The sequence below is a fragment of the Gordonia sp. LUNF6 genome (assembly GCF_047041125.1).
In the GTDB taxonomy this organism is placed as follows: Bacteria; Actinomycetota; Actinomycetes; order Mycobacteriales; family Mycobacteriaceae; genus Gordonia; species Gordonia sihwensis.
In genome coordinates, this window is the sequence record NZ_CP178181.1 from 3784589 (window position 1) to 3797234 (window position 12646).

At 68.5% G+C, this 12646-nt stretch carries 8 protein-coding genes; all 8 read right to left on the reverse strand.

Annotated elements, in window-relative coordinates; all coding sequences use genetic code 11:
* Window positions 1-10: 10 nt before the first annotated feature.
* The 8 genes from ACK8HH_RS17795 to ACK8HH_RS17830 all read right to left on the reverse strand — a co-directional run bounded on the left by ACK8HH_RS17795 (window position 11) and on the right by ACK8HH_RS17830 (window position 12645).
* Window positions 11-2827, reverse strand: coding sequence for a hypothetical protein (locus tag ACK8HH_RS17795; RefSeq protein ID WP_412475427.1), 2817 nt, complete (start codon window positions 2825-2827; stop codon window positions 11-13).
* Entirely contained in the window at window positions 2824-4587 is a 1764-nt protein-coding gene (locus ACK8HH_RS17800) for an HSP90 family protein (protein WP_045538107.1), read from the reverse strand. Before ACK8HH_RS17800 ends, ACK8HH_RS17795 begins: the two co-directional genes overlap by 4 nt.
* 151 nt (window positions 4588-4738) lie before the next feature.
* Entirely contained in the window at window positions 4739-6187 is a 1449-nt protein-coding gene (gene pntB / locus ACK8HH_RS17805) for a Re/Si-specific NAD(P)(+) transhydrogenase subunit beta (RefSeq protein WP_006896880.1), read from the reverse strand.
* 6 nt (window positions 6188-6193) lie between these two features.
* The gene (locus ACK8HH_RS17810; protein ID WP_045538109.1) at window positions 6194-7726 is read right to left on the reverse strand and encodes a Re/Si-specific NAD(P)(+) transhydrogenase subunit alpha; all 1533 of its coding nucleotides are present in this window, start codon (window positions 7724-7726) and stop codon (window positions 6194-6196) included.
* A 258-nt stretch (window positions 7727-7984) separates the two neighbouring features.
* Window positions 7985-9469 carry an FAD-binding protein gene (locus ACK8HH_RS17815; protein ID WP_412475428.1) on the reverse strand — a complete coding sequence of 495 codons (1485 nt, stop codon included), beginning with the start codon at window positions 9467-9469 and terminating at the stop codon, window positions 7985-7987.
* Window positions 9470-9594: 125 nt separating this feature from the next.
* Complete coding sequence (locus ACK8HH_RS17820) at window positions 9595-10083, reverse strand: ferritin (protein ID WP_082083933.1); 489 nt, start codon at window positions 10081-10083, stop codon at window positions 9595-9597.
* A 157-nt stretch (window positions 10084-10240) separates the two neighbouring features.
* Window positions 10241-12502, reverse strand: coding sequence for a heavy metal translocating P-type ATPase (locus ACK8HH_RS17825; protein ID WP_278125451.1), 2262 nt, complete (start codon window positions 12500-12502; stop codon window positions 10241-10243).
* Complete coding sequence (locus ACK8HH_RS17830) at window positions 12499-12645, reverse strand: hypothetical protein (RefSeq protein ID WP_169317718.1); 147 nt, start codon at window positions 12643-12645, stop codon at window positions 12499-12501. The genes ACK8HH_RS17825 and ACK8HH_RS17830 overlap by 4 nt, the downstream gene beginning before the upstream one ends.
* Between the last annotated feature and the right edge of the window lies 1 nt (window position 12646).

Below are 12646 nucleotides of genomic sequence, written 5' to 3' on the forward strand. Positions count from 1 at the left end.
CCACCGCGGATCACTCGTCGTTCAACTCGAACGCCAGCTGGTTGAGCCCTGGATGCTCGGGGTCGAGCCGTAGTCCTTCGAGCACCAGGTCCCACGCCCGTGCGCGCCCGTCGTCGCCGCCCGCCTCCACGGCCATGAGTGCCTGCAGATTCAGTCCGCTCAACGCCAGCGGAAGCCAGTTGGCCGCCGACGACCGCTCCACCACCGACTGCAGCAGCGACTCGGCGCGCTCGGGGTCCGTGGACCGGAGGATGTCGGCGCGAGCGAGATCGAGCCGGGTTCGCTCGAAATCGACCGGACCGTCGACGCTCAGCTCGTCGTAGACGCGCTCGGCGCGCTCCAACAGGCTCTCGGCCGTGGCGTCGTCGCCCCCGAAGTGAGCGGCCAGAGCGGCGGATCTGAGTACCTCGCCGAGATCGTGCTGCGCGCCGAACTCGGCGAACAACTCCGCTGCATGGTCGAAGTCGGCCATCGCCTCGGGGTGCCGTCCGAGATCCATCAGCTCGCCCGCACGCGCCTGATACAGCTGCGCGAGGTACCCGGGATGTTCGTCGCCCACCACCGTGTCGAGCACTCGGGAGAACGAGATCACCGCGTCGTCCGGGAGCCGAGCCGACGATTGCGCTCGGCCGAGCACCGCGAGACCGGCAGCGACGGCATCCTCGTCGCCGCGCTCGGACATCCGGTCGATCACCGGCCGTACCGCCTCGATCACCCGCCGCGCGTCGTCGCCTCGCGAGAGCTGCATCCGGGCCAAGTCGATCAACGCGGCATCGGCTTGATGATCGAGGCCCTCCACCATCCAGACGGCGATCGCCTGCTCCTGATCGGTCACCGCACCGTCGAAGTCCTCGGCCGCCGTGATCCGGAGTTCGGCCCGCTGCGCGAGCAGCGGCGCACGCTGCGCGTACCGGGAGTTCTCGACGGCCTCGTCCAGCAGACGCAACGCCGCCTGCTCGTCGCTCATCGACTGCAGTTGCGCGGCGAATCCCAGGACGCCGGCCAGCTGGGCGTGGGCTTCGAGGCGTTGGTCGGGCGTCGAGGCGGCCGCGACCATCCGGCGGGCTGCGACGAGCGCCGCATCGATCTCGGCGTCGGGAGAGTATCCGGCGGCGGCCCGCATCGACGCCGCCATGATGTGCAGCGCCGCTGCGATCGAGTAGGCATCGGCCTCCGCCGAGCCCGGGCGCGACGCCGTCTCGTCCTCCACGAGGCGGATCTCGCCCGCCAAGCCGCGTCGCAGCGTCTCGATCCCCGCGTCCACCGCACGGCCGGCTCGCTCACCGTCCACGGGTTCGCTCGCCACGGCGACGAAACGCCAGTAGTTCGCCTGAGACAGCGCCGCCCACGCCGGATCCGGGTCCGGCGCCGACAGGAGCCGCTGCGGATCGAGGACGCCCTGTGCCGCCGCCTCCACATCGGCCATGAGTTCGGCCTGCGCCGCCATGGCCGGATACTCCGCGCGCGCCGCGGCCGCAGCCTCCCGCAGTGCCGCCTCTGCGGCGTGACGATCGCTGCGGCGCAGGTCGGACGCCAGCATGATCCGGGCCCGCGCCAGGCTGCGGCCGGTGAGTTCGCCGATCCGGCCCGCGAGTGCCTCGGCGCACGCCTGCGCCCTGCGACTCGAGACCATGGAGAACACGGCCATACCGCTCATCAACTCCTGGGCCGTCCGTTCGGCGACCGGCTTCACCCGGTCGTCGGGCCGACCCGCGGCGCGGAGCGCCAGGGTCTGCTCGACCCACGTCGAGACCGCGCCGTTGCCGTTGCGGATGTCGAACCCGCGGGCGATGTCGTGCGCCACATCGGCGAGTTCGGCCGCCAGATCGGCCGCCGGTCGGGACCGGGCCGGACGCCCCGGATCGGTGTGATGGGAGATCACGGCGTCCCCGTCGACCGCTGCCGCCGAAGCGAACGCCGCCGACAGCGCCGCCGCCAGCCGCGCCCGGTCGAGCGGCGTGAAGCAGGCGTCCAGATGGGGCAGGCGGCTCACCGCCAGATCCCGTGCCCGCCCGAGCTCACCGACGCGCAACAGCGCGGGAATGGCTTCGGCGTGGCCGGTGGAGCCCGGGAACTCGCCGTAGATCCGGTCGATGTGCTCGGCCGCCAGTACGACGTCGTCGCGCCGGCCGGCGGCGGCGTAAGCACCGATCAGCGCGACATGCGTCTCGGCGGGGAAGAACCCGCATCGCTCGCCGTCGTCCACTAGATCCGGCTCCGACAACTCGAGCGCTCGCGCGTGATCGCCGCACCGGCTGTAGAGCGCCGCGACCATCGCTCGCGCACCCTCCCGGCAGGTGCCGGCCGGCGGAGCGAAGTCCCGGCACTCGTCGAGGAACCGGCGGGCCGCGTCGGGGTCGCCGCGGTGCAGTGCGATCTTCGCGCGCACCACCGCGACCAGCGCATCCGACTCGTAGCCCGTCCCGCGGGTCCGCCGGATCCAGTCGTCGAGCAGATCTCGCACTTGGTCGAGCGACAGTTCGGGGACGTCGGGCACCGATTCGAGGAAGTCGACGAGCGTGGTGTTGAGCTGTTCGAGCTGTGTCGGCTCCAAATCGAGCGTCGCCGCCCGGCGGTCGTGGGCCCGGAGCATCCACGCCAGCAGAGTCAGCACATCGGCCGCGGTCCCCGACCACAGCGCGGCGTAGGAGGCCTCGAGCCGGACGACGAACCGCCAGTAGTCGTCGCCCAGTTCGTCGGCCCGGGCGATCAGCGCGGGAAAGGCCCCGAAATCCTCATGGCCGAACCGCGGATCCCCGTACCGCGCGTGCCAGAGGTCGTTGACGAAACTCTCCAGACGCGGATCGTGCGTCGGTTGGTCGGTCACCTGGCGCCCGCCCGCGTAGCGAGATCCGCCAGCAGCATCACGGCTTCGTCCACGTCCCTGGCCGCATCCGAGGACAACGATCGGTGCGCTCGCACCAACGCCTGGCTGTAGACCGTCCGGACCAGGGCGCCCGCCACCGTCGGATCGGTGATCGACGGCAACCGTCCCACGAGCGTGTTCGCCACGTTCAGCAGCAGCACCGGCCGGCTCGGCACCTGATGGTCGTGCGCGTCGACCGCCGCGACCGCGGCCAACCACGCGTCGGGGTCCCCGGCGACCTCCGACAGCATCTCGCGACGGTCGCCCGCGAGTTTCGCCGAGTCATCGGTCAGCAGCACACCCGAGAGTTCGCCGGGCTCGATGGCCGTCAGATCCACGTCGCAGCCGTACGGCGCCAGCGCGGTTCCCGCCAGGGCGAGGGCACCGGCGAACCGCGTCCGCACATCGTCACCGACGTCTCCCAGCGCGGTCAGCAGCATCTCCTGCGTCACGTACTCGCCGGTGATGTCGGGGTCGGCGGCGATCAACGCGCGGACCACGCCTGTCTCGAAGGCGTAGCCGGCGTTGACCAGGCCGAAACCCCGGCTGCCCAGGATGTCGCCGAGGACGCGGAAGTCATCGACGCTGCCGGTGTACCGCAGGTCGCCGAATCTCGCTCGGAAGGTCGCGAGCGGCATCGGCCCGTAATTGGTCTCGAAGACGCAGTGCCGGTCGACGAAACCCAGCAGTTCCGGCCGGTGGGCCGCGAGCGCCTTGATCCCCTGCTCGTGGACGCTGAGGAACTTCGCTCGTGTGGCCGGCCGCTGCTCGAGCCCGGCGAGCCAGGCCAGAACCTGCGCGCCGAGCGACTCGACGACGTCGTGGAACAGATCGTCGCGCACCACGCTCTCCCTCGACGCGGTCGGAGTCAGTCCGGTGGCATCGACGACGACCCGTACGAAGAACGCCCACTCCGGGAGCAGCTCCGCGAGGTCGCCGACCAGGAGTCCCTTCACGTGGACGCGGTGCTCCGACCGTGCCACGAGGTCTCCGCCGCTGGGCGGAACGAAGGCGACGCCGCGCAGACCCGCTTCGGGGATGTCGACCTGAAAGGTGTCGAGCGGAGTGAATCCGAACTCGTCCTGGCAGTAGGCGACCTGCGCGGCGATCCGGCGGCCCGCCTCCGCCGCGAAGACCTCGACCGGTGGATTGACTCGGCGCCCGTTCACCATGACCGGGGTCGGGTGCAGGGCGGTGTATCGCGCGGCCAGCGAGGCCACGCGGTCGGGATCGAGCCACTGCTCGAAACCCGGACGTGCGCAGATCCGCACGGTGGTGCCGGTCTCGCTCCGGTCTCCCGGTCCGGTCTCGACGGTTCCGGACGCGTCACCCACCCACCGGACCGGGTCGTGTCCTTCGGCCTTCGACGAGACCTCGATCCGGTCTCCGGTCAGGAATCCGCTGAGCAGCCCGACGCCGAACTGGCCGATCGTCGCCTGCTCGGAGAATCCGAGCTCGTCCCGTTTCGAGCTGCGGCCGATGGTCCCCAGCAGCTCGGCGATCTGGTCCGCCCGCATCCCGACGCCGGTGTCGGAGACGACGAACTCGGCCCCGTCGGCCGTGATGACGATGGGTTGATCGACGCTCGGGCGCTCGGTCTGGGCGTCGATCGCGTTCTGAAGCAGCTCCCGGACGAATACGCCCGGGTTGGTGTACAGATTGTTCCCCAGTACATCGATGAGTCCGCGCAGGTCCACATCGAAGACCCCAGTTTGCTCCATGTCTGTCGATGGTAGGGGTCGCCGGTGACACTCCCGGGCCCCGGGATCGGCGAATCCAGTCGCCCGGGCGAGCCGAGGCCGCACCGCCCCGGGACGACGAGCACCCCGCCGATCCGCACGGATCGACGGGGTGCTCGGGTTCGGTGCCCGGTTACAGAGCAGCGATGATGTCTTCGACGCGGTCCTTCGCGTCGCCGAAGAGCATCTGCGTGTTCTCACGGAAGAACAGCGGGTTCTGGACGCCCGCGTAGCCGGCCGCCATCGAACGCTTGAAGACGATCACGTCCTTGGCGTTCCAGACCTCCAGCACCGGCATGCCCGCGATAGGCGAGCCCGGATCCTCCGCGGCAGCCGGGTTCACGGTGTCGTTGGCGCCGATGACCAGCACGACGTCGGTCTCGGGGAAATCGTCGTTGATCTCGTCGAGTTCGAGCACGATGTCGTACGGCAGCTTCGCCTCGGCCAGCAGCACATTCATATGGCCGGGGAGACGACCGGCCACCGGGTGGATGCCGAACCGGACATCGATGCCCTTCGCGCGCAGCCGGGACGTCAGATCCGCGACCGGGTACTGCGCCTGGGCCACCGCCATGCCGTAGCCCGGGGTGATGATCACCGACTTGGCGCCGGACAGAAGCTCTGCGGCAGCCTCCGCGTTGATCTCGCGGTGCTCGCCGTAGTCGGTGTCGTCGGCCGGCCCGGCTTCGATGCCGAAACCGCCGGCGATGACCGAGATGAACGACCGGTTCATCGCCTTGCACATGATGTAGCTCAGGTACGCACCCGACGAGCCGACCAGCGCACCGGTGACGATCAGCAGATCGTTGCCGAGCAGGAAGCCCGAGGCCGCGGCGGCCCAACCGGAGTACGAGTTCAGCATCGAGATGACCACCGGCATGTCGCCGCCGCCGATGGAGGCGACCAGATGCCATCCGAGGAACAGCGCCAGAGCGGTGATCACCGCGAGCAGGATCATCGACGTGGTGTTGTCGTGGGTGTCGGACGCGACGTACACGCCGGTCAGAACCGCGAACACCACCAGCGAACCGACGTTGATGAAGTTCTTGCCCGGAAGCATCAGCGGAGCCGACTTCATCTTGGCCGACAGCTTCAGGTTGGCGACGATCGAACCGGTGAGGGTGACCGCACCGATGAAGATGCCGATCGCGATCTCCGCCTCGTGGATGTTGGTCAGCGACCGCACGTTTCCGGGATCGACGCCTGTGACGTCGAAGCCTTCGATCGCCCCGTTCCAGCCGATGAGCACGGCGGCCAGACCGACGAACGAGTGCAGCAGCGCGATGAGCTCGGGCATGCCGGTCATCTCGACGATCTTGGCGCGCCACAGACCGATCAGCGCGCCGACGACCACGGCGCCGAACATCAGGACGATCGGCACCCACTTCATGTCGAGCGAGTCGAGGTCGACGATGTTCTTCAGGACCAGGACGATGGTGGCGACCAGCGCGATCGCCATGCCGACGATGCCGTAGGTCAGACCGCTCTTGGCCGACTCATGCTTCGACAGTCCGGCGAGCGAAAGGATGAACAGCAGCGATGCGATGACATACGCCGCAACGGTGATTGCAGTGATTCCCATGAGTGATCACGCCCCCTTGCTGAACATGGCGAGCATGCGACGGGTGACCGCGAAGCCACCGAAGATGTTGATCGATGCGACCAGAATCGCGATCGTCGACAGGATCTGAACGGTCACATTGTCGGACGCGATCTGCAACAGCGCACCGACCACGACGACACCGGAGATGGCGTTGGTCACCGACATCAGCGGCGTATGCAGCGCGTGCGCCACATTGCCGATGACGTAGTAGCCGATCACGATCGCCAGCATGAGCACCGTGAAGTGCTGCGGGATCGGCGGCGGCGCAAAGGCCACCACCAGACCGAAGATCACGATCCCGACCAGCGAGAGCGCGACCTTCTTGGCGGGCGACATCGGCTCCTTGGGCGGGGCGACCTCGGCCGGTTCCGCGGCGGCGGCCTTCGGTGCCGCCGACACCTGCACCGGGGGCGGCGGCCACATGCCCTCGCCGTCGCGCGTCACCGTGATGCCGCGCTGGACGACGTCGTCCATGTCCAGCGTCAGCTCACCGTTCTTCTCCGGCGTCAGGAGCTTCAGCAGGTTGACGATGTTGGTGCCGTACAGCTGCGAGGTCTGCGCGGCCAGCCGGCCCGCGAGATCGGTGTAGCCGAGGATCGTGACACCGCCGGGGGTGACGACCTTCTCGTCGGCCACGGTGCCCTCGGCGTTGCCGCCGTTGGCCGCCGCCATGTCGACGATCACCGAACCGTTCTTCATTCCGGCGACGGTGTCGGCGCTCAGCAGTTTCGGTGCCGGACGTCCCGGGATCAGCGCGGTGGTGATGACGATGTCGGCGGCGCGGGCCTCCTCGTCGTACATCGAGGCGGTCGCGGCCTCCTGCTCGGCCGTCATCTCCTTGGCGTAGCCGTCCTCGGACTTCTCCGCCTCGAAGTCGACCTTGACGAACTCGGCGCCCATCGACTCGACCTGCTCGGCCACCTCGGGACGCACGTCGAAGGCACGCACCACGGCGCCCATCGCCGAAGCGGCACCGATCGCCGCCAGACCGGCCACGCCGGCACCGACCACGAACACACGCGCGGGCGGAATCTTGCCCGCCGCGGTCACCTGACCGGTGAACATCCGGCCGAACTCATGTGCGGCCTCGACCACTGCGCGGTAACCCGCGACATTGGCCATCGACGAGAGAACGTCCATGGACTGCGCACGCGAGATACGAGGTACCGCGTCCATCGCCAGCGCGGTGATGCCCGCACTGCGCAGCTTCTCCAGCAGTTCCGGATTACGGGCCGGAGCCATCATCGAGATGAGGACCGCACCGCGCCGCATACGCGCGATCTCGTCGTCCGTCGGGGCGTTGACCTTGACCACGACGTCAGCGGCCCACACCTCGTCGGCCGAACCGACACGGGTGCCCGCCTCAGCGAATGCCGCATCCGGCTGCTCGGCGCGGTCACCGGCGCCGGCCTCGACGATCACCTCGTAGCCGAGCTGCTGCAGCTGCGCCACCGTCTTAGCGGTGGCGGCGACGAGAGTCTCGCCCGCCTTTGATTCCCGGGGGATACCGATCAGCATTTCACTGCCTCTCCCACACTCATATTCAGCTTCACCTTGTCTTACAGAACATGGCGCACGATGATTCGACGCCAACGCTGTAGACGACAGGCGGGAGCCCCACGGGATGTACGGGCGTCTAAGCCTGCGTCGGCCAGTGCTTCATCGAACTCGCGCGACACGCCGCAGGTGGCCACGTGACCGACCCTGCTGATGGAAAACGTGGCATGACGTTAGCACGCCCTGCCACGCGGACCAGGGGCCGGTTAGATACGTCACTTACCGGACAGTAACCCGATTTCGCACGGTCGCTGCATGTGCCGCGTGACGCCCCGCCCGGCGACCGAAGTACGAGCCCTCCCCCAGTTGGGTGCCGCTGGCGTAGCCCTTTCCGTCCTGCGCGAGGTTCGCCGCACAGGCTCCGGCGGCGTACAGTCCGTCGATCACGGAACCCTCCTCGGTCAGCACCTGGCCGTCCAGCGAAGTGGCCATGCCGCCGACGGTGAACCCGGCGTACAGCGCCTTCCCGAGACTCATGTCGAACGCCGCCCAGGGCCCGGTGTCCTGCGGCGCCAGGAACTCGGGGCTCTTGTGGAAGTCCGGATCCTCGCCCTTGGCGGCGTACTCGTTGTACCGATCGAGGGTCGCGTGCAGCGTGGCCCGATCGAGGCCGAGGCCGTCGGCCATCTCGTCGACCGTCTCCCAGCCGTCGATGAAGGGCGCCAGCGGGAACTCTGGCCGCTGCATGTGCGCCTCGTCGACGATGAGGAAGGCGGCGCGGTCGGTCTGGTCCATCACGAATCCGGACGTCCGCGAGTGATAGGAGTCCTCCGCGACGAACCGCTTGCCCTCCTTATTCACGATCAGGCCGGTGAGGAGGATCGACGGCGGGTACACCGGCGCGGTGATGAACGCCTGGTCCATGTGCTTGAGTCCGGCGCCCACCGAGGCGCCCATTCGGATTCCGAGACCGTCGTCGTAGGTGCTGCCGAGCGTGAACGGCTTCTCCGCGAGCTGCGGGACGTACTCGGCGACCATGTCGGGGTTCATGACGAATCCGCCCGCGGCGATCACCACGGCGGAGGCGCGAATGAAACCGTCCTCGCCGCCGGCCTTCCAGTAGGCGCCGACCACGGCACCGGAGTCGTCGACGACGAGCCTGCGCGCCCCGACCTCGTAGCGGATCGGCACGCCCCGCTCGCCGAGACGCTTCACCAGGAGCTCGATCACCATGCCCGCGCCGCCGGTGTCGCCGGGCACGGGCACCTTGTGACCGCGCGGCGCCGGGACGGCCTGTTCGCAGAACGGCCACACCTTCTCGTTGCCGGTGTACATCAGTCCCTGGGTCTGCGGTTGGATGACCGCCTTCTCCGGGTAGTACGAACGCTCGAACTGGAAGCCGAGCGACTCGAGCCAGCCGAAGTGCTCCACGCTGTCGTCGCAGTAGGCCTTGATCTTGTCCGGCTCCGGGTCGCGCGAGACGGCGGTGATGTACTTGGCCATCTCCTCCGCGCTGTCCTGGTGTCCGGTGGCCGTCTGCACCGCGGTGCCACCGCCGAGGTAGAAGTGTCCTCCCGCCATGCAGGTGGTGCCGCCGGCCGCGGCCGATCGCTCGAGCACCAGCACCGACGCCCCGGCCTCCGCCGCTTCGAGCGCCGCGCAGCAGCCGCCGATGCCTGCGCCGATCACCAGCACGTCGACGGTGTCGCTGTACTCGGCGACGTCAGAGGCATTCACGATTTCAGGGAGGTCCAGTCTACTCATGGGAGACAGCCTAGACCAGAAATAGAACGTGTTCTAGAGACTTGGGCCGGCCGGTTCCGGGCCCCTATATAAGAGGAATGGCCCGGCACCCCGTTGGGGCGCCGGGCCATCGGCTCGTTGATCTGTCAGACGTTCGACGACGCCAGCTCCGCATCCATCCGAAGGAGGCCGGAGCCGTCCTCGTTCACCAGTTGCAGGCGACCGACGATCTCGCCGACCGTCGCCTCCTCTTCGACCTGCTCGGAGACGAACCAGTCGATGGTCGGCCGCGAGTCGATGTCGCCCTGCTCCTGTGCGAGCCGGTACAGCGCGCGGATCGCTTCCGAGACGTCGCGCTCGGCGTCGAGCGCCACCTCGAAGATCTCGGTGACCGTGTCGGCCTTGACCGACGGAATCGTGATGTCGCCGATGAGCGGGCGGTTGTCGCGGTTGGTCATGTGCTCGATGAGGCGGTCGGCGTGGCTGAGTTCTTCCGAGGAATGGCTGCGCATCCACGAGGCCATTCCGGGAAGGTCGCGCAGTTCCAACTCGATTGCCAACTGCCGGTAGAGCATCGCCGATTCGAATTCCCGGGTGATCTGCTTGCTGAACTCGACTTCGAGTTCCTCATTCATTTTCATATCCGCTCCCCTGCATATGAATTCCTCGACGAGACCTTCGCCGCGATGATTTCACAATAGGCCCGTAAACCGTCTCTGACCAGCGAGGAAAGGTTTACCGAAATGATCTGAGGTTTGGTAATCCTAAGACTTCGCCGCCATCCGCTACGGCTTACGCGGAGACGCGACGAGACCGGAATCCGCGCAGCCGCAGACTGTTGGCGACGACGAATACGGAGGAGAAGGCCATCGCCAGACCCGCCATCATCGGATTGAGCAGAGCCGCGGCGGCCAACGGCAGCGCCGCCACGTTGTAGGCGAACGCCCAGAACAGATTCCCCTTGATGGTGCTGAGTGTCTTGCGCGACAACGCGATCGCGTCCACCACCGCCCACAGGTCGCCGCTCACCAACGTGAGATCGCCCGCCTCGATAGCGACGTCGGTGCCGGTTCCCATCGCCAACCCCAAGTCGGCCGAGGCCAGTGCCGCGGCGTCGTTGACACCGTCGCCGACCATCGCGACCACGCGGCCGGACTCCTGCAGGCGGCGGACCGCGTCCACCTTCCCGTCCGGCGTCACATCGGCGATCACCTCGTCGATGCCGACCTGCGCCGCGACATGCCGCGCGGCACCGTCGTTGTCGCCGGTCAGGAGTACCGGACGCAGCCCCATCCGCTTGAGTTCGGCGATCGCCGCCGCCGACGTGGGCTTGACGGTGTCCGCCACCACGATCACGCCGGCCACCGCGTCGAGATAGGTGACCACGACGGGCGTCGCCCCCTCCGCCGAGGCCGTGGCGATCTGTTCACGCATCCGCTCACCGAGCTGAACGGGGACGTCACGGGGACCGGTCACGGTGACGCGCAGTCCGTCGATGAACGCGGTCACGCCCGCACCGGCGAGATTGCGGAAGTCCGCCGTCTCGGGAACCTCGAGCCCGAGTTCGGCGACGTGCTTGCAGACCGCGCGGCCGATCGGGTGCTCCGACCCGGACTCCACCGCCGCGGCCCGCGCCAGCAGGTCGTCCGCATCCACGCCGTCGGCGGTGATCACGTCGCGGACGGCCATCTCGCCGGTCGTCACGGTGCCGGTCTTGTCCAGCGCCACGGTATCGACTCGGCGAGTCGACTCGAGCACCTCGGGCCCCTTCAGCAGGATGCCGAGTTGGGCTCCCCGGCCGGTCCCGACCATCAGCGCGGTGGGGGTCGCGAGACCGAGCGCGCACGGGCAGGCGATGACCAGGACCGACACCGCGGCCGTCAGCGCCAGCGTCACACCGCCGCCGACACCGAGCCAGAAACCGAGCACGCCCGCCGCGATCGCGATCACGACCGGGACGAAGTACGCCGAGATCCGGTCGGCCAATCGTTGCACCTGCGCCTTTCCCGCCTGCGCGTCAGCGACCATCTTCGCCATGTGGGCGAGTGCGGTATCGGCGCCGACCGCCGACGCCTCCACTTCGAGGCGGCCGTGCGCGTTCACCGTGCCGCCGACGACCTTGTCTCCCACCGCCACCTCGACGGGGATCGACTCGCCGGTGAGCATCGACTGATCGACAGCTGAAGCTCCCGAGACCACCCGGCCGTCGGTCGCGATCTTCTCACCCGGCCGGACCACGAATCGCTCTCCGACCTGCAAGTCACCGATCGGAACCGTGACCTCCCGACCGTCGCGCAGCACGGTCACGTCCTTGGCGCCGACTTCGGCGAGCGCGCGCAGCGCGTCACCCGCGCGGAGCTTGGCGCGCTTCTCGAAATAGCGGCCCGCCAGCAGGAAGGTGGTGACTCCCGCCGCGGCCTCCAGGTAGATGTTCGACGATCCGTCGCCGCGGGAGGCGATCAAGTCGAAGCCGTGGGTCATGCCGGGCACGCCGGCGTCACCCCAGAACAGGGCGTAGATCGACCACCCGAAAGCGGCGAGGGTGCCGACCGAGACCAGGGTGTCCATGGTGGTGGTGCCGTGCCGGGCTCCGGCGAGCGCCGCCCGATGGAAGGGCAGCGCACCCCACACGACCACGGGTGCCGCGAGGGTCAGCGACAGCCACTGCCAGTAGGTGAACTGCCATGCGGGGACCATCGCCAGCGCGATCACCGGAACCGTCAGCACCGCCGATACGACCAGCCGCTGGCGCAGAGCGGTCAGCTCGGCCTCGGCCCGCGACGGCGCCGGATCCTCGTCGGCCTGCTCGGCGTCCGTGGCCACCGGACGCACCGGTTCGGCGTCGTATCCGGCTGCCCGGACCGCCTCGATGAGGTCGTCGGAGGTCACGTCGCCGTCGTATTCCACGTGCGCCTGCTCGGTGGCGTAGTTGACGGTGGCGGTGACTCCGTCGAGTTTGTTGAGTTTGCGTTCGATCCGGTTGGCACACGAGGCGCACGTCATCCCGATCAGTTCCAGATCGAGTTCCCGGTCGGCGGCGATCGGCTGCGTCATCTGTGCGTTCCCTCCTGGTCGTGCTGCATCTGGGTGCCGTGGGACGGCTGCGGCGCGGTGTCCCAGGGGCCGACGGCCCGGCCGACGCCGAACATCGCCCCGAAGACCACCGCGAGACCGGCGGCGAATGCGGCGATCCGCACG

Coding starts and splice junctions, on each gene's coding strand:
- ACK8HH_RS17800 (WP_045538107.1), bottom strand. CDS start 4,587: ATGGAGCAAACTGGGGTCTTCGATGTGGACCTGCGCGGACTCATCGAT.
- pntB (WP_006896880.1), bottom strand. CDS start 6,187: ATGGGAATCACTGCAATCACCGTTGCGGCGTATGTCATCGCATCGCTG.
- ACK8HH_RS17810 (WP_045538109.1), bottom strand. CDS start 7,726: ATGCTGATCGGTATCCCCCGGGAATCAAAGGCGGGCGAGACTCTCGTC.
- ACK8HH_RS17815 (WP_412475428.1), bottom strand. CDS start 9,469: ATGAGTAGACTGGACCTCCCTGAAATCGTGAATGCCTCTGACGTCGCC.
- ACK8HH_RS17820 (WP_082083933.1), bottom strand. CDS start 10,083: ATGAATGAGGAACTCGAAGTCGAGTTCAGCAAGCAGATCACCCGGGAA.
- ACK8HH_RS17825 (WP_278125451.1), bottom strand. CDS start 12,502: ATGACGCAGCCGATCGCCGCCGACCGGGAACTCGATCTGGAACTGATC.